The sequence below is a fragment of the Acinetobacter sp. CY79 genome (assembly GCF_059515845.1).
Window position 1 is genome coordinate 67180 of sequence record NZ_JCAKMY010000011.1, and the last position, 17180, is coordinate 84359.

12 protein-coding genes and 8 tRNA genes are annotated in these 17180 nt (G+C 39.4%); 14 read left to right on the plus strand and 6 right to left on the minus strand.

Annotated elements, in window-relative coordinates; genetic code table 11:
* Nucleotides 1–6 precede the first annotated feature (6 nt).
* From AC5YCE_RS06035 to AC5YCE_RS06045, 3 genes are all read left to right on the plus strand, one after another.
* Nucleotides 7–2076 (plus strand): methyl-accepting chemotaxis protein, encoded by a 2070-nt coding sequence (locus AC5YCE_RS06035; RefSeq protein ID WP_496171406.1) that lies wholly within the window; start codon nt 7–9, stop codon nt 2074–2076.
* Nucleotides 2077–2227: 151 nt separating this feature from the next.
* Entirely contained in the window at nt 2228–6748 is a 4521-nt protein-coding gene (locus AC5YCE_RS06040; RefSeq protein WP_496171407.1) for a hybrid sensor histidine kinase/response regulator, read from the plus strand.
* Nucleotides 6748–7200 (plus strand): hypothetical protein, encoded by a 453-nt coding sequence (locus AC5YCE_RS06045; RefSeq protein ID WP_496171408.1) that lies wholly within the window; start codon nt 6748–6750, stop codon nt 7198–7200. The genes AC5YCE_RS06040 and AC5YCE_RS06045 overlap by 1 nt, the downstream gene beginning before the upstream one ends.
* 72 nt (nt 7201–7272) lie before the next feature.
* Here the strand turns inward: AC5YCE_RS06045 and dapE are convergent, their stop codons facing one another.
* From dapE to AC5YCE_RS06060, 3 genes are all read right to left on the minus strand, one after another.
* Nucleotides 7273–8406, minus strand: a complete 1134-nt coding sequence (dapE, locus tag AC5YCE_RS06050) for a succinyl-diaminopimelate desuccinylase (RefSeq protein WP_496171409.1) — start codon at nt 8404–8406, stop codon at nt 7273–7275.
* A 194-nt stretch (nt 8407–8600) separates the two neighbouring features.
* Nucleotides 8601–8750, minus strand: a complete 150-nt coding sequence (locus AC5YCE_RS06055; RefSeq protein ID WP_496124519.1) for an entericidin A/B family lipoprotein — start codon at nt 8748–8750, stop codon at nt 8601–8603.
* 118 nt (nt 8751–8868) lie between these two features.
* Nucleotides 8869–9750, minus strand: coding sequence for a DUF1853 family protein (locus AC5YCE_RS06060; RefSeq protein ID WP_496171410.1), 882 nt, complete (start codon nt 9748–9750; stop codon nt 8869–8871).
* 103 nt (nt 9751–9853) lie between these two features.
* Between AC5YCE_RS06060 and AC5YCE_RS06065 the strand changes: the two genes are divergently transcribed.
* From AC5YCE_RS06065 to AC5YCE_RS06115, 11 genes are all read left to right on the plus strand, one after another.
* Nucleotides 9854–10255: a YbaN family protein gene (locus AC5YCE_RS06065; protein ID WP_496124521.1), complete on the plus strand. Its 402-nt coding sequence runs from the start codon at nt 9854–9856 to the stop codon at nt 10253–10255.
* A gap of 220 nt (nt 10256–10475) precedes the next feature.
* A complete protein-coding gene (gene elsL, locus AC5YCE_RS06070; RefSeq protein WP_496124522.1) occupies nt 10476–10976 on the plus strand; it encodes a cell wall-recycling L,D-carboxypeptidase ElsL in 501 nt (166 codons plus the stop codon).
* A 228-nt stretch (nt 10977–11204) separates the two neighbouring features.
* Nucleotides 11205–11280 (plus strand) — tRNA-Val (locus AC5YCE_RS06075).
* Between the two features lie 25 nt (nt 11281–11305).
* Nucleotides 11306–11382, plus strand: a tRNA-Asp gene (locus AC5YCE_RS06080).
* Between the two features lie 51 nt (nt 11383–11433).
* Nucleotides 11434–11510, plus strand: a tRNA-Asp gene (locus AC5YCE_RS06085).
* Nucleotides 11511–11531: 21 nt separating this feature from the next.
* Nucleotides 11532–11607 (plus strand) — tRNA-Val (locus AC5YCE_RS06090).
* Nucleotides 11608–11620: 13 nt separating this feature from the next.
* Nucleotides 11621–11697: transfer RNA gene (locus AC5YCE_RS06095), tRNA-Asp, on the plus strand.
* 30 nt (nt 11698–11727) lie between these two features.
* A tRNA-Val gene (locus tag AC5YCE_RS06100) sits at nt 11728–11803 on the plus strand.
* Nucleotides 11804–11853: 50 nt separating this feature from the next.
* Nucleotides 11854–11930: transfer RNA gene (locus tag AC5YCE_RS06105), tRNA-Asp, on the plus strand.
* A gap of 97 nt (nt 11931–12027) precedes the next feature.
* Nucleotides 12028–12103, plus strand: a tRNA-Val gene (locus AC5YCE_RS06110).
* A 111-nt stretch (nt 12104–12214) separates the two neighbouring features.
* Complete coding sequence (locus tag AC5YCE_RS06115) at nt 12215–12682, plus strand: DUF2750 domain-containing protein (protein WP_496171411.1); 468 nt, start codon at nt 12215–12217, stop codon at nt 12680–12682.
* 74 nt (nt 12683–12756) lie between these two features.
* On the opposite strand, the gene AC5YCE_RS06120 is transcribed toward AC5YCE_RS06115, so the two are convergent.
* From AC5YCE_RS06120 to AC5YCE_RS06130, 3 genes are all read right to left on the minus strand, one after another.
* Complete coding sequence (locus AC5YCE_RS06120) at nt 12757–13536, minus strand: YdcF family protein (RefSeq protein WP_496171412.1); 780 nt, start codon at nt 13534–13536, stop codon at nt 12757–12759.
* Nucleotides 13537–13714: 178 nt separating this feature from the next.
* The gene (locus AC5YCE_RS06125) at nt 13715–16381 is read right to left on the minus strand and encodes a PepSY domain-containing protein (RefSeq protein ID WP_496171413.1); all 2667 of its coding nucleotides are present in this window, start codon (nt 16379–16381) and stop codon (nt 13715–13717) included.
* Between the two features lie 186 nt (nt 16382–16567).
* Complete coding sequence (locus tag AC5YCE_RS06130) at nt 16568–17128, minus strand: hypothetical protein (protein WP_496171414.1); 561 nt, start codon at nt 17126–17128, stop codon at nt 16568–16570.
* Nucleotides 17129–17180 lie beyond the last annotated feature (52 nt).

Sequence of the window (17180 nt, forward strand, 5' to 3'; positions counted from 1 at the left end):
AGCTGGATGGGCTTTAAACTGAACAAGAAAAATGCAAGTGAGAATACTCACCAAAGTAATTCAGTATTTGTGACTAAACTGAAAGCGAAAGCCGACCAATTTTCTAAATTGTTTGGCGATACTGAACAAACAAGATCTTATTTACAACTAGGTCTAATCAGTTTGTTGGTTTCAGTTTTGATCTTACTGTATCTATTCTACAGTGTACCTCGTAATAACGATTTAACACGTAGTGTAGGTGAGTTGCGTTTATTATCGCAAACAATGTCTCGCCAAGCATCGGAAGCTATGTCTTCAGGTACAAAAGAGTCCATTCAAGCTTTAACGAATTCACAAAAGGAATTTGCAACCAACCTTGAAACTGTTCAAAGCATTCACTCAAATAATGATGATTTAGCTAAAGTTGAACAGATTTGGGGTAATGTAAATAAAGATATTAATCTGATCACATCTCAACAAAAAATCATTAATCAGTTATATGACACCAACCTTGCAATCAAAGAAACGATTCCAGGCATACAGGCTGAATATAACTTAATGGTCGATCAAATGGCGCGTAATAATGTGCCAAGTAGCCAAGTGATTATTGGTAAAAACCAAGTCTTTATTGCGGAACGTATCTTACGTTCGATTGGTTCAGTATTGGGTGGTACAGACAGTGCAAGTGGTTCTGCAGATGACTTTAACTCAGATATTGAAACTTTCGGTTCTTATGTTAATGCACAATTGAATGGTAATGCTGAACTTGGTGTTGCACGAGTAGATAACGAAGAAGCACGAGAGTCATTAAAAAGTATCAAAAGTGATTACGATACGATTATTAAGTCGGGTTCAGCCTCTGTATTATCTAACTCAGAACAAATTGTAAAAGTTCGTCAAGCTGTTGCTAATATTTCAGCTCAGTCTGATCCTCTTCTTGAGGGCTTAGATAAGCTTAAAGTTAATTCTGGTTTAAAAACGATTTTACCAGGTTTTTTGCTGCTGATTGCTTTGATCGCTTTCTTATACAGCGTATTCAAATTATTGGTTCTTCGTAGTCAGTCAGATCAACTTCGTGTAATGCGTTTACAGGACGAGTATGACCGTAACCAGAATGCGATTTTACGTTTACTGGACGAGATTGCCGATTTGGCGGATGGTGACTTGAGTTCGTATGCAACAGTATCTGAAGACTTTACCGGTGCAATTGCCGATTCGATTAACTTCGCGATTGACCAATTACGTGACCTTGTATCGCGTATTAATGAAACATCGCAAGAAGTTGCACAATATACCCAAGACACGCAGCAGATTACACATCAGTTAGCTGAAGCATCTGAGCATCAGGCGCAAGAAATTGCAGGTGCATCTACAGCGATTAACGAAATTGCACAATCTATTGATTTGGTCTCTGCTAACGCAGAAGAGTCTGCTGAAGTAGCTCAGCGTTCTGTACAAATTGCATCCAACGGTGCTGAAGTTGTAAACCGTTCGATCCAGGGTATGGATACGATTCGTGAGCAGATTCAAGAAACCTCGAAACGTATTAAGCGTCTTGGTGAATCTTCTCAAGAGATTGGTAACATCGTATCGTTAATTAACGATATTGCCGATCAAACAAACATCTTGGCATTAAACGCTGCGATTCAAGCGTCGATGGCAGGTGAAGCGGGTCGTGGTTTCGCCGTGGTTGCGGATGAAGTACAACGTCTTGCGGAACGTTCGGCTTCTGCGACTAAACAGATTGAAACACTGGTGAAAACGATTCAGACCGATACTAACGAAGCCGTCATTTCAATGGAACAAACGACGTCGGAAGTTGTACGTGGTGCGAATCTTGCGAAGAATGCGGGTGTAGCTTTGGATGAGATTCAAACTGTATCGAATACCTTAGAAAAACTGATTGCTAACATTTCTGAAACGTCAAAACTTCAGTCTGCGTCTGCGGGTCATATTGCGAACACGATGAATGTTGTTCAAGAAATTACCTCGCAAACGACAACAGCGACTTTCGATACAGCTCGCTCAGTGTCTGAGTTGGCAAATATGGCTGACTCTCTACGTGAATCTGTAACGAACTTTAAGTTACCTGATTAATCGTTAGATATTCTTTGGGGAGTAGCCCTCATCATGAGGTGGGGGCTACAGAGTTATAGATAATCTTTGATTCAATGCGTTGTTCGCATTGAATATATAAGTTAATAGGTTCTACTCTCTGGATTAGAGACTAAGCATAGAAGCCTGAGCTATGAAAGAAATATTAAAACATTTAGTCGATTCGACTGTTTTGCCTGAAGATGAATATCTTGATCAGGATGCTGAAATTTTAGAAATTTTTGTCGAAGAATTGGAAGAAATTTTTGAAACTTTAAAGCCATTGCTGAATCAGTGGGTAGCAAAGCCAAGTCAGGATGAAGTATTGGTTACGATTCGACGTAATTTTCATACTTTAAAAGGTTCTGGCCGTATGGTTGGGGCTAAATATTCAGGCGAATTGGCTTGGACGGTTGAAGATACACTCAATCGCGTCATCGCGAATAATGTAGAGTTATCAGAGAATGTACTTCAGTATGTGATGACTGTATTTAATCTATACCAGTACAAACTTTATCCAGATTTTAAAAATAGACGTGAACATACTTTAGATTTACGACCATTGGTGCTTATAGGTCAACAATTACAACAAAATTTGAGCCTTGAACCAGCATTAGAAGAATTATTAGGTTTAGCAATAAGTTTGAATCACGAAGATTCGATCACTGGTTTAGAAAAAGGTCTTGATCATGAAGATTCAAGTGCATCTGAATTGATCCATGGCGAAGATTCATTTGAATTCAATTTTGATGCTAACAGTGTAGAAAGTGCTGTGACGCTTCAAGAAAATGTTGCAAGTGAAGCTCTGATCTTTGAGCAAGCTCAACTCACTGAAACCATGTCAATCTTCCTTGAAGAATCTGAAGAGCATGTCAAAACCATTGAATCATTTTTGAAATTGGACCAGCATTCTGCTGATCAATATAATCAATTGATTCGAGCGCTACATACCTTGCGTGGTAGTTCTTCAATGGCGCAGGTGAACGATATCTTTGAGTCAAGTAGCAAGCTTGAAGAAGTCTTTAAATCTTTGGTTAAAAGTGATACTGAAACCTCTACAAATGAGAGTGTTTTACTGTCGACTTATGTTGAATATATTCAAGATTATTTATATCTGATTCGCATCAACACCAATGAATCTGAGCGATTTGTTCAGGTTCAGCAGAAATTTGATCAAGCGTGGGATTTATATGACTTCCAAGCGAGTCATGTAGAGCAGTTAGCATCAGGTCCGGATATGTTGACTCACTTAATGAGTCTAAATATTGATGTATTATTGGATACTGAACTTGATTTCGATCAACGTGCTCAAAATGAATATCCAGCATATTTCCAAGAATTAAGTCAACAAGCACAGCAAATTATTGAACATACGAATAACCGTGCCGCGCTTGGGATTCACCAATATGGTATGGCGTTAAAGTCCAGCTATGATTCAGTGCTTCGTAATCAGAATCTACTGAATACCAATTATATCTTCGAATTATTTGGTCGGGCACATCAAGAGTTTATTCATTTATTCGATACTTTGGCATCAGGTCAAAGGGTTGGTTTAAGTGACAATGCAAAACAAACCATTGATGAGTTGAGTACTTACTTACAACAAGATATGGATTTTGTTGAACCAGTTAACTCTCCATCTGATGTAGCTCAGAGTTCAACATCTCAATTTGATATTCTCGATTTGTCTTTTGTAACCACTCAATTGGTTGCTGATAAACAAGATATTGATTCTGAAGAGGCCGTTCGTGCATTTGATAACGATGTATTAGATATCTTTATCGAAGAAGCGGATGAAATTCTAGTTTCGATTGATGAAGATCTAAATACGTGGTCTGAACATTTAAATGATACGACTGCATTAAATAATTTAATGCGCCATTTGCATACCCTGAAAGGTGGTGCAAATATGGTTCAAGCTGAACATATTGGGTTGATCGCACATGAATTAGAAACAATTTATGAGCGTATTATCAATGATCAATTGGAAACTACAGAACCATTGGTCGCAGCTATTCGTTTAGTGCAAGATGATATTGCAGATCGCATGCAAACTCTTCGTGAAGAGCGAACAGATTACCCTGCGAATTACACCATTGCGCTACTTCAAAATATCGTACAACGTCAGCCTGATTATGTGGGTATGCCGTCTTCTGTTGAAGTGCCTGAACCTAACTTGCATTCAGAATTGTTGCCAGAAGATCATTCAGTTGCTGTTGATGAAAAGCATTTGGCTCAGCCTGATCTTACCCCAGCATCGGAATCATTTGAATTTACAACTGAAACTGAATCTAAAGAAGTTACAAACTCATTGGTTGAAGAAGTTCCAAAGGGTTCTGTCGAGGGTATTGCACAAGAAGTCTTTGCTGAAGAGGCAGAGGAGCTGATTGAAGAAGCTAAAGCACTCTTACCTCAATGGGCTGAGCAACGTAGTAATCGTAGTTTATTACTTCAATTACAACGTATTGCACACAGCTTAAAAGGTGGTGCAAAAATGGTTCAAATGGAGCAAGTCGCAGATATTGCCTACGAGCTTGAAACGGCATTTGAACAATTCGCACTGCATAACTTTAATTCAAATGCATACGATTCATTATTGGAATCAGCGTTTAACTGGATTAAAGGTGCTGTACTCGAAGAAAACTTCCAATATTTCACTTCGCTCAAGACCAGTCTTGAAAATATTCAGTACACGGATGTCTCAGCACAATTACCTGAGAAGCTGACGCGTGCAGAATTATTAGAAGACCAGTATACGGTTGAGATTGTGCAGGGCGATGGTACCGAACCACCTTCAATGATGGGTGAGTTAGGTATGGATTCGAATGCTGAACAAAATGATGAGATGATTCGTATCTCTGCTGATTTGATTGAGAAAATGATCGATCTATCGGGTGAAAATGCGATTAACCGTTCACGTATTGAGATGGATCTGAGTCAATTAGGCAACACATTGAGCGATATGGAGCTTGCCATTCAACGTTTGGCAGACCAATTACGTCGAATGGATGGTGAGCTTGAATCTCAAATTATTGCGAAGCATGGCGATCTCGATGGGCGCTATGAAGAGTTCGATCCATTAGAAATGGACCAATACTCTTCAATTAACCAATTATCAAAGTCGCTCGCCGAGTCAGCATCAGATTTGGTGGACTTTAAATCAACTTTGGTTGAAAAAATCAAAGATACAGAAGGTGTACTGTTACAACAGTCTCGTATTCAAGCTGAAATATCTGAAGGTTTGATGCGTGCACGTCTAGTCCCATTCTCGCGTTTATTGCCTCGTTTACAACGACTCGTTCGTCAAGTATCTACGACCTTAAACAAACCGACAGAGCTTTTGGTAAACAACACTGAAGGTGAGTTGGACCGTACGATTCTTGAGAAGTTGGTTTCGCCTCTAGAACATATGTTACGTAATGCGCTAGATCATGGTATTGAAACGACGACAGAGCGCTTAAATAGCAAAAAGCCTGCTCAAGGTAAGATTGAACTTGATATTAGTCGTCAAGGTACCGATATTCTCATCGAATTTAAAGATGATGGGCGTGGCATCGATGCAGCCAAAATTAGAACGAAGGCGATTGACTCAGGATTGATCAAAAAGGATCAAATACTTTCTGATCAAGATGTTATTCAATATATCTTCCATCCAGGTTTCTCTACTGCTGAAAAAGTAACGCAAATTTCAGGTCGTGGTGTTGGGTTGGATGTGGTGCAAAGTGGAATTAAATCACTCGGTGGTCAAGTCTCTGTTGCTTCTACATTAGGGCAAGGTTCGATATTTACGATTCGTGTTCCAACCACGGTCGCGGTCAGTGATGCATTGATGGTGAAAGTTGGGGATCAGCAATTTGCTGTACCGCTTGCCCAAATCGATCGTATCGTCCGTATCTCACCCGCTGCATTGGAAGAGTTCTTTAACAGCAATAAAGATCACTTCGACATCGATAATCAAAGCTACAAGCTTCGTTATCTAGCTGAATTTGTGGCACATCAACCCGTTCCAAAGCTTGCGGGGCTTGCACACTCATTACCTGTACTCCTGATTAAAGGTAATATGGGCAACACCATTGCATTGTTAGTCGATCAGTTGATTGGTTCTCGCTCTCAAATTGTCATGAAGCCAATTGGTGAGCAGTTCTCATCAGTGGCAGCAATATCTGGTGCTACGATTCTCGGTGATGGTCAAGTCTGTTTGATTCTTGATGGTCAGAGTATTGCACGTCAAGTATTGGCAAGTAGCCGAGAAGACGTCAAAATTGAACAACGTGTGCATACACGTCGTAATGATCAACGTCAATTGGTGATGATCGTCGATGACTCAGTCACGGTACGTAAGGTAACGTCACGATTACTTGAACGTCATGGTTATGATGTGATTACCGCTAAAGACGGTGTGGATGCGATTGAGCAGTTGGAAAATGTCAAACCTGACTTAATGTTGCTCGATATTGAAATGCCACGTATGGATGGTTTTGAAGTCACTAACTTGGTTCGCCATCACGAAATTCATCGTGACTTGCCAATTATTATGATTACTTCACGTACAGGTGAGAAACATCGTGAGCGTGCATTTAGCTTGGGTGTAAACAACTATATGGGTAAACCATTCCAAGAAGCCAATTTATTAGAAAATATTACCGCTGCTTTGCAGGCCAGTAGAGAAGCATAATGACTGAAAATTTAACGCTCAAATCGAATGACTATGCTAAGACTCAAGAGTTACAGTATCTAATTACGGTATCTACAGGATTTATTGATGCATACATCATTCAGTGTTTCGCAAAACCACCGATGTTGTTACCTCAAAATGTGGTTTTATCCGCACTAGATAGTAAAACACAAGTTAATCAAGTCGAATGGCACGATAAAAAATTGCCGGTCTTTCATGTTAATAACCCTGATCGACAGTCAGGTGTAGCACTTGTTATTGAAGGTGAAGAGATTGATCAGCGTTTTGCTTTGATGTGTGAAGAGATGCCGAAGTCTATTCGTATTCGTATTTCTGAAGTGGTTGATGATGATTTGATTATTCAAGATCAAAGTATTATGCAATATGTTCGTATTGGTACCGAGTTATTTCACGTGCCTGATTTAGCATATATTCAATCGCAGTTTTCATAACTGAATCATCCAGCTAAAAATTAAGATAAAAAGGGATGCTCATGCATCCCTTTTTATTTTAATGACTCTTAACTACGCTAAGAGTTCAACGAGAATTTGCTCGTAAATCTCAGCCAAAGGCTCCAATTCAGCAATGTTGACATGTTCATTAATCTGATGGATGGTGGCATTCAATACACCCAATTCAAGCACTTGCGCACCTGTAGGGGCAATAAAGCGGCCATCAGATGTTCCACCAGACGTGGACAGTTGTGTTTCAGTCCCTGTCACGTTGAAGATGGCAGTACGAGCGGCATTGACCAATTCACCTACAGGAGTTAAGAAGGGTAAACCTGAAAGTGTCCAATGAATGTCGTACTCAACACCATGACGATCCAAAATTTCCAAAGTGCGTGCTTTAAGCTCTTCAGCTGTAACTTCTGTTGAATAACGAAAATTAAATAAAGTATTCATTGTGCCTGGAACAACATTGGTTGCACCGGTACCTGAATTAATATTTGAAATTTGGAAAGTCGTAGCAGGAAAGTATTCATTACCATGATCCCAAACCGTTTCGCATAACTCCGCAATAGCACTTGCAGCGGTGTGAATGGGATTGATTGCCAAATGAGGATAAGCAACATGACCTTGCTTACCTTTGACTGTCAAATTGGCATTCAGTGAGCCACGACGACCATTCTTAACGATATCACCAAGCGTGTGGGTACTCGATGGCTCTCCAACTAAACACCAAGTGAGTTTTTCATTTCGTGCTTCTAACGCTTCAACAACTTTAACAGTGCCATTGATCGAAGGACCTTCTTCATCTGAGGTAATTAAGAAGGCAATTGAGCCTTTATGATTAGGGTGTTTTTCCACAAAGCGTTCAGAAGCAACCACCATAGCTGCCAATGCCGTCTTCATGTCTGCACTGCCACGACCATAGAGTTTTCCATCACGAATCTCAGGCTGAAACGGGTCTGATTCCCACGCATCTAATTTACCTGTTGGTACGACATCCGTATGTCCAGCGAAGCAAAACACAGGAGCTTCTGTTCCACGACGCGCCCAAAGATTATCTACATCTTCAAAACGCATATTTTCGATATTAAATCCGATTTTTTTGAGCCGATTAGCCATAATGGTTTGGCAGGTGTGATCTTCAGGGGTTACAGAAGGTTGACGGAGTAGTTCTAAGCTTAAATCTAAAGTAGCAGATTGCGTCATTGGAGTAATATCAAGTCAATATTTCTAATTATCATAATCGATGCACTTTCTAAATGATAATGTATATTTTTGAAGCTGATTATTTGTAGGATAAATAAAAAAACCTTATCAAAGATAAGGTTTTTTTATAATCAAGAATCATATTAAGTGGTTAAAAATAAATTATAAAAACTGATTTTTAACATGATTCTATCTTAGTTACGACGGATTTCTTCTGAAGTCTTTTCAGCAGTATTTGATACTGCATCACCTGCTTTAGAAACGTCTTTTCCCACGCCTTTAAAAGTATTACAACCAGTTAAAGCGAAAGCAACCAATAAAGAAGCAGCTAATATTTTTGTCATCATCATCTCCAGTTTGTAATTTATTCTGATGTGTAAACAGCATAGAAATGAATTAACTAAAAAAGTATGAGCTTTTTATTACTTGAATGTTATTGTGTGTATTTTAAGCGAGAAGTCGTTACAAGATCTTTACACTGCTATGTATATATTCGGCTTGACGAAACATAAACTCTTCTAAAGTTTGATAATTTCGGTATAAACCATCGTACCACCAAACTGCATTGGGTGAGCTTTGAGCTTGCTGAGTACAAATCCACTCTTGGCGTTCTACACGATAAAAATCAGGTCGAATATGATATCCCCATTGACCTATACGTCGTGCTGGATTGACCCAACTCGCAATTGGAGATGAAATTGATGATGTGTACTGATTTTGAGGAATAGTTTCGGGTAGGTATAACTGTCCTTTCAGTACAGCAAATTTTCGATCAATTTTGTACTGTTGTTGATTCAAATCAATATGATTGAATTGAAATTGTTTTTGAGAGAAGTGATTTAATTTTCTAAATAAGGTGTCACTCCGATTTAAGCCATACCATTCTTTAAGTAATAAGCTGGGTTCAGATAAATAAAATTTAAGCGCTACTTCCCAGTGTTCGACGTGTTGAGTCATTTGATTCAGGATCAAGAAATCAAGTTCGCCCACCGTATGCCGACCGTCAATGATTTGAATACTGTGTCCAATGATTTTCAAATGATGATATTCACTATCTTGCAACCAAAACCACATTAAGTATTCAAATCGAAGTCCTAAACGTGTGCTTTTAAGCTTCGCTATAAAATGGGTAAGTTCATTTGGATTTAAATCTAATTGTTCTAATCGAGAGCGGTATTGTTCAAATTGTTGTTGCCAAAAGATATTAGGATGTAGTTCAAAAGCATGTTTTAACACTAAGTCTGTAGGAATCTGTTTTAAAATATTCGGGCTGGCAATAGCAAAAGCCAGTTGTCTGACGAGAGGGTGTTTGAAAGCTAACCACGGCTCAAAAAGATTTGTCATAACAGACTCTAAGACCATCACAATAGGTGAGAACAGCATTTTACAAACAGATTCTGCCACAAAAACATATATACTGATCAGATTCATTTGAATGAGTTGTGGTATGAAGATATTGTTTTGGCGCAGCCTAGTAATTGTATTTGTAGTACTAGGTTTTATAGGGGCTATTTTGCCCGGTATGCCAACGACAGTATTTCTGATCTTAGCAGCTTGGGCAGCTTCAAAAGGATGGCCACAAATGGATGCTTGGTTGCTCAACCACCCTAAATATGGACATACACTCAGAAATTGGCGTGAACATGGCACGGTGCCTCGCAAGGCTAAATGGTTTGCGAGTATCATGATGTTGATGAGTGCGATTTTAATGCTGATGACGACTGCACCTTTAATGGTGAAAATATTTACCGATGTGACGATGCTGATCGTTGCCATTTGGTTATGGACGCGTCCTGAAAAGCCTTCATACACTGAAAAGATTCAGAACGAAAATAAAAGTGTGGATTAATTGCGTACTAACCACTTTTAAATACCAATTTTCGACTGTAAAAATGATTCAACCATTCAAGTACAATCTCTAAAGTATTTACTTTCGTTCTAGTCGTTATAATTGGATTTCTGATGAGCTGGTGTTCAATATAACTTTTATCAATGGGCTATGAGTTTTATTAAACCCCATTCAATGAGAATCAACTTTAAAAACCATTGTTACTGGTAGGGCTTTATATATGTATGCATTAGACCAAGCCGATATTGTGATTGATTTAGAATCACAAACCTTGTCATTGCCTAAACAAAATAAGTTCTATGTGATCTCGAGTGGTTTGAATGGTATTGGTGAGCAGGAAAATTCTGGTAAAACTCCTCGAGGTTGGCATCGCGTTGAAAATAAATTCGGACATGATTTACCCATCAATGCTGTTTTCAAAGCAAGACAGTGGACGGGGGAGGTCTATGATGAAGATTTGGGTATGTCAAATCCTGAACGTGATTGGATTTTGACACGTATTCTTTGGTTAAAGGGTTTAGAACAAGATTTTAACCTCGGTAAAGGATGTGATACCTATCAGCGCTACATCTATATTCATGGCACGCCAGACACAGAGCCTATGGGAATTCCAAAATCACACGGTTGCATTCGTATGAATAGTAAAGAAGTCAAAGAAGTTTTTGATTTAATCGATGAGGGTGCATTGGTTTTTTTATCAGAAAGTAAAATCAAAGCTTAAACATTAAGCGCTCTATGCTACTTGATCTAAAATTTCATTTTAAAATTGAAAAAATATTTTAAAAAATAAGATCATAAATAGATCGATAATAGCGAAAAAACAGCTTTTTTGATTGAAATGATCTATTTTTTAATCACTCAAACTTAAAAACACATAAACCTGTGCAAAAGCGTTTGACAGGCTGTGAGGATTCTCTATAATGCACCACACAAACGATGAAGTCGTAAAGGGCGCTTAGCTCAGTTGGTAGAGCGTCTGCCTTACAAGCAGAATGTCGGCGGTTCGATCCCGTCAGCGCCCACCAAGCCTTTACGTTAAATGTTTTAAGTGCAGCGGTAGTTCAGTTGGTTAGAATATCGGCCTGTCACGCCGAGGGTCGCGGGTTCGAGTCCCGTCCGCTGCGCCACTTAATTCGGATAACATGTTGTTTGTACTTTAATAGCGATATTATGTAAGTGCAGCGGTAGTTCAGTTGGTTAGAATATCGGCCTGTCACGCCGAGGGTCGCGGGTTCGAGTCCCGTCCGCTGCGCCATTTACGTAATAGACCTCTTAAGGGCGCTTAGCTCAGTTGGTAGAGCGTCTGCCTTACAAGCAGAATGTCGGCGGTTCGATCCCGTCAGCGCCCACCAGATTTTTTGTGATGCAGCGGTAGTTCAGTTGGTTAGAATATCGGCCTGTCACGCCGAGGGTCGCGGGTTCGAGTCCCGTCCGCTGCGCCATTCTAAAATCTAAAAACTTGTACCCTTTAAGGGCGCTTAGCTCAGTTGGTAGAGCGTCTGCCTTACAAGCAGAATGTCGGCGGTTCGATCCCGTCAGCGCCCACCATATCTTTGGATTAATATCTTCAGATATAAAACTTAGAAATAAGTTGCCGTGCAGCGGTAGTTCAGTTGGTTAGAATATCGGCCTGTCACGCCGAGGGTCGCGGGTTCGAGTCCCGTCCGCTGCGCCATTTTCATTCCCTGAAATGGAAATTGGTTAGAATTTGCATAGACTACGCACTGCGTTTGTCTTGCGTCAAAAATTCAATTCATGAATTTTTTTCCTCAGGGCGCTTAGCTCAGTTGGTAGAGCGTCTGCCTTACAAGCAGAATGTCGGCGGTTCGATCCCGTCAGCGCCCACCATATTTCTTCTCTAGAAAGTCTATACAAATCTCATATTTATCTAAAAAAGTATTCCTATTTCACATTTTTTGTATAAAATGTTGACATAATTATTTTTATATAAAAACAATGATGAGAAATCCATATCAGCGGAAATCCAATACTTCCATTTCGAATACTATTCTTCCGCCTAAAGAGCAATATACTCAATTCATTGAGTCCATCGTGTCTCAAGCGAAAATCTATGGCTTATATAATGATGGTTGGGCACTCTGTTCAACACCATCGGGTCAACAAACTTTAGCCGTGTGGCAAAATAAGAATCTGGCTCAATTATTGATTCGTGATAAATGGGCTGATTATGCAATTGAAGAAATTCCACTGAATCAGTTTGTAGAGAATATGGTGCCTTATATTCGTCAGCACAATACACATTTATCCATCAATTTAATGCCTGAAGGGCAAAATGTATTGGTATCTGGACGTCAGTTTTTAGTTGATTTGAAAGCTTATCTTTATGATTTGTATATTAAAGAACCTAAGCGCTTTGAAGATCAACCATTACCATTGCCACGTAAAATTCGTTTACATGCAAAATAGGTGATTTAAAAAACCAATAAGTTGAGCCAATTGGTCTTTTATAGTCTAACTACAAACAATAACATCCAAGTTTTTCAATACTCACCTAATACCCAACCACTGATATAAGCAAAATATTCTCTTAACCATGCGTTATAGCGCGTTTCGAGGGGTGTATTTGCACTATAGCTATACACGTTCCGATAGCCTTGTTCATGTGCAATGGCTTGAGCACGAATGCTGTGAAAGTCACTGGTGGTAATTGCAATGGGATCACTTAAGCTGATTTGATGCTGGATTAAGAGTGGTTTGCTATTTTTCAAATTGAGTTCTGTGCTGGTACTTTGATCTTCAAGCAGAATCTTATTGGAATTGATTTGATAATGTCGTTGAAGATAAAGTGACATCACTTGAGCTTCGGTCTGTTTTTGAGCTAATCCTAGACCTCCTGTGACGATAATCATCGCATTAGGAGAGTGCTGATAGATTTCTGCTGCTCGATCTAATCGCGCTTGTAGTGTCGGAGAAGGTTTCCCTTGAATGAGACCGCTCCCTAATACAATAATGGCTTTAACAGCTTGGATTTCAGCCTCATTGTTCTTGTTGATCTGAATATAAGCAAAAAATAAGAGAAGTGAGATCAGCCAAATTCCAAAAGTAACCCATAAAGCTTGCCACAGCATTTTTAAGCGTTTAGATCCTTTTAATTTACTTTGAATCGCATGCCAAAAAATGGCATGTATACAGAAGATCATGCCAATCAATACAGGAAGAATGATGCCCAGATGAATTTTACCCTGAGCTAAAAGATACAATCCATCTATAAGTAATATCAAACCCAGTAGTGCGAGTATTATTCTGAAGTATATTTGCATGATTAAGCATGATAGCAATAGTCGTTGAAGGGATCATACTTAAAGTTAATGCAATTCAGAAGTAGTGGTAATATCTAATCAATAATCGAAATACATGCTGTCATTGAAGTACTACAAAAAACCGAGCACTGAGGCTCGGCTTTAAGAAAATAATTGAAAGAAAGATTGAATCTAAAAATTAATATACATCTCGACGATAACGTCCAGTTTCACGCAGTTCATCCATGCACGCTTCACCGAGAATCTCCATTAATGCATGATCAACATCCGTTGCCATGCCGTCAATGCTACCGCAAACATAAATTACTGCATCTTTATCGATCCAAGCTTTAAGCTCATCCGCATTTGCACGAAGTTTATGGTGTACATAGACTTTTTCAGATTGATCACGAGAGAAAGCGAGGTCGATACGCTTAAGCATCGCAGTATTCATCCACGCTTGAATGGTCTCTTTGTAGAAGAAGTCATGTGCTTGCTCACGCTCACCAAAGATGAGCCAGTTATCCGTATAATCCTGACGTATACGTGCCGAGATTAAGCTCATTAAGCCTGCAATGCCTGTACCATTACCAATACAAATGATCGGACGATTATCCCCAATCAGATGGAACGATTCATTGGTACGAATACGAAGTTGAATTTGATCACGTAGGGCAGTGTGCTGAGTTAGCCATCCAGAACCTAAGCCAAGGTTACCTTCACTATCCTGCTGTTGGCGGACGACTAAGCGTAGGACTTGTTGATCTGGAATGCTGGCAATTGAATATTCACGTGTCGGCAAATCATTCAGTTGCTCAACTAAATGATCTAGATTGGCAAAAGGCTCAACGTTAATATCCAGATGCTTATAGCGTAAAGCATCGCTGATATTGATTTGTAACGATTCAACCATAGCGTTTGGATCGATTTGATACTTTTGCATAAAGCGTTCAAGTCGTTCCGCACTATTCCCAGGGCGAATTTCAGCAATATCACCTGCTTGCCATGTTGCTTCATGTTGAGCTGTCAACTCAATGTTGAATGCAGGCTGTCCTTGGCTATTGGGGTTTAATAAAGTACGTTGATTCAGTTTCCATTCATCAAAGACTTTATCAATCGACATCTTCACTAAATCAAGTTTTGAGGCTTGAGCAAGTGCATCATTCCAACGTTGAATATCATGGTTATCGGCATTATTGACTTCAATGGTGTTAAACAATGCTTTTGCATTGTTTTGCTTTAACCATGCAGCAATTTTATGACCGAAGCTACAGTAACTATCAGGATATTCTTTTGAGCCCAGTGCAAGTACAGCATACTGAAGATGACTTAAATCTAGTGTCGAGTTGAGCCATTTCTTTTCAAAAGATGAGGCAAGATCTGGTGCTTCACCTGTGCCATAGGTACTCGCAACAAATAGAATCTGCGTTGAATCTTTAAAATCGCTTTCAGTTAACTGTTGAACTGATTTGACGCTTACAGGTTGGTGTGCTTCTTGAAGACTGCTTGCCGTACGCCATGCCAATTGTTCGGATACCCCTGTTTGTGAAGCATAAGCGATCAGCCATGGTGCTGCATTGGGATCAATGGTCAGTGCTGCGCCCGTTTGTTTTGCGGCTAATGTGAGCTTCTTCTGCTTACGGCGTTTAAGATAAAGCATCCATCCCGTAACAAAGAATAATGGCATTGCTAAAGATGCCAGCATTGCGACAAATTGATAAACAGGGCCAAAGAAACTACCACGATGCACAGGTAACATACTGCTCATGATTTTTTCATTGAGCTTTTTATCTTCATAAAGCTCAACGTCTTTAAACTGATTATTATGATAATCATAAACAGCTTTATTTCGAGCGCGTTCATGCTGAATATCTTGATCAACAAAACTAAGCTCAAGTTTTCCATCATCTTTTTTAGGCAAAGTCAGCGTCAGTGTTGAGTACTGATACTTCATTTGCGTAGGGAAGGCTGTCCATGCTTGATTTAAAGCGCGATGGGTTTGGATTGCATCCATCGACTTAGGACGAGATTCTCGTTCTCCACGTTCTCCACGTTCTCCACGTTCTCCACGTTCTCCAGCTTGAGTATTTCCAACATTTTGACCACGTTTTTGAGGCTGGGTCGTATTTGCTGAATGAACACTACCTTCCGTTGGTCGTTCACGTTGAGACTGTACATTTTGAGTTGCTTGAGGACGCTCAACCCCAAGTACTTTAAACATTCCATCTCGCCACCAACCATATGACCAATACAGTCCTGTCATTGCGAAAATAAGATAGAAAATAATCACCCATGTACCGACAACAGCATGTAAATCCCAAATAAAATTACGACCTTTTAATTGCGGTTTTACTGCAAACCATTGTTTCCATGTGTGGCGTTTAGGCCAGCGTAGGTAGAGACCACTGAGAACAAAGAAGATCAACATTAGTGCACAAGCACCTGTGATTTGTTTACCCACAGGACCCACAGTTAAGTTACGGTGCAATTGCTGAATAAAAGCAAAAAATTCACGGCCCTTGATCTCAGGTAGCATCTCAGCGTTATAGGGGTTAATCATCATGTTGAGACCACGACGTTGACCTTCTTTCGCCACATTGATTACGGATGATTCATCTGGAGCGGATGCAACTGTAATACTGTTAATTTTTAGATCTGGATTATGCGTATGAAAATGCTGATAGATTTCAGCAGGCGAAAGTTTAGCTGAGTCCTGAACTTGAACGATATAACTGTCCTGATTGATCCATTTTAGAATTTGTTGTTCGTATGAATAAATTGCACCCGTCACGCCCATTAAGGAAAGGATGAGACCTGCAGTAATACCTAGAAACCAATGGATCTGAAAAAAGCTTTTTTTGAGCATGAACTTATAGTTAGGATGAAATGTGGAGGATTTAAGGATTATATATGAAGACTATGTGCAAAATGTGGAATTTTGAATAATATTTATTCTCATTATCATTCAATAAAAAGTGTTGGTCATAAAAAACCTCCTATGACAGGAGGTTTAATATTGAAATTGATTAAAAAAATTTTTAAATCAATAGGATTATAAAGATTTTGGCGCGCCAACAGTTTGAGTCAAATGTTTGCGTACAGTTTCAAAAGAGAAATTCTTGCTATTCATGCGCTTAGGCAGGATATAAGCACCTTGTTGACCTTTCAGTTTAAAGTTCACCAAGATGAAATCTGGAGTGTTATACCATTCATAAATGTCACTCCAACCGACTGTACCTACGCCTTCTTGTAAGCCCATTTTTTGGCGCATCACGATGCCGTGTGGTTGTACACCAAGTTTGATCCCTTTGATTTGTTCAACTGGGAACTCATTCATTTTACGTTTGACGTACCATTCTAGTCCGAATTTACGAACTAAAAAGTAGATGGCAACACAGGCAAGTGCGACCCAGAAAATCACATTTGAATAATGTTTAATGAAGATCAAACCCAGAATAGAAAGCACAACAACTGCTGCCATGATCGCCCAAGCTTTGGTTCCAATTTTATTGGTACTGCGCCAAATAGCGAGTTGAGCATTGCGTTGTTCAGCTTCAGAAACTTCATAAGGAACGGGTTGTAAGGTGTAGGCGTAAACGTTTTTCGCAGTCATAGTGTCATTAACAAAAAGTGTAAATCTAAATGGAGTTTAGCATTAAATTAAT

Excerpts from the sequence above, each read along its gene's own strand:
- AC5YCE_RS06120 (WP_496171412.1), bottom strand. The coding sequence starts at position 13,536 with ATGCAAATATACTTCAGAATAATACTCGCACTACTGGGTTTGATATTA.
- dapE (WP_496171409.1), bottom strand. The coding sequence starts at position 8,406 with ATGACGCAATCTGCTACTTTAGATTTAAGCTTAGAACTACTCCGTCAA.
- AC5YCE_RS06065 (WP_496124521.1), top strand. The coding sequence starts at position 9,854 with ATGAAGATATTGTTTTGGCGCAGCCTAGTAATTGTATTTGTAGTACTA.
- AC5YCE_RS06045 (WP_496171408.1), top strand. The coding sequence starts at position 6,748 with ATGACTGAAAATTTAACGCTCAAATCGAATGACTATGCTAAGACTCAA.
- AC5YCE_RS06035 (WP_496171406.1), top strand. The coding sequence starts at position 7 with ATGGGCTTTAAACTGAACAAGAAAAATGCAAGTGAGAATACTCACCAA.
- AC5YCE_RS06040 (WP_496171407.1), top strand. The coding sequence starts at position 2,228 with ATGAAAGAAATATTAAAACATTTAGTCGATTCGACTGTTTTGCCTGAA.
- AC5YCE_RS06130 (WP_496171414.1), bottom strand. The coding sequence starts at position 17,128 with ATGACTGCGAAAAACGTTTACGCCTACACCTTACAACCCGTTCCTTAT.
- AC5YCE_RS06055 (WP_496124519.1), bottom strand. The coding sequence starts at position 8,750 with ATGACAAAAATATTAGCTGCTTCTTTATTGGTTGCTTTCGCTTTAACT.
- AC5YCE_RS06060 (WP_496171410.1), bottom strand. The coding sequence starts at position 9,750 with ATGACAAATCTTTTTGAGCCGTGGTTAGCTTTCAAACACCCTCTCGTC.
- AC5YCE_RS06125 (WP_496171413.1), bottom strand. The coding sequence starts at position 16,381 with ATGCTCAAAAAAAGCTTTTTTCAGATCCATTGGTTTCTAGGTATTACT.
- AC5YCE_RS06115 (WP_496171411.1), top strand. The coding sequence starts at position 12,215 with ATGAGAAATCCATATCAGCGGAAATCCAATACTTCCATTTCGAATACT.
- elsL (WP_496124522.1), top strand. The coding sequence starts at position 10,476 with ATGTATGCATTAGACCAAGCCGATATTGTGATTGATTTAGAATCACAA.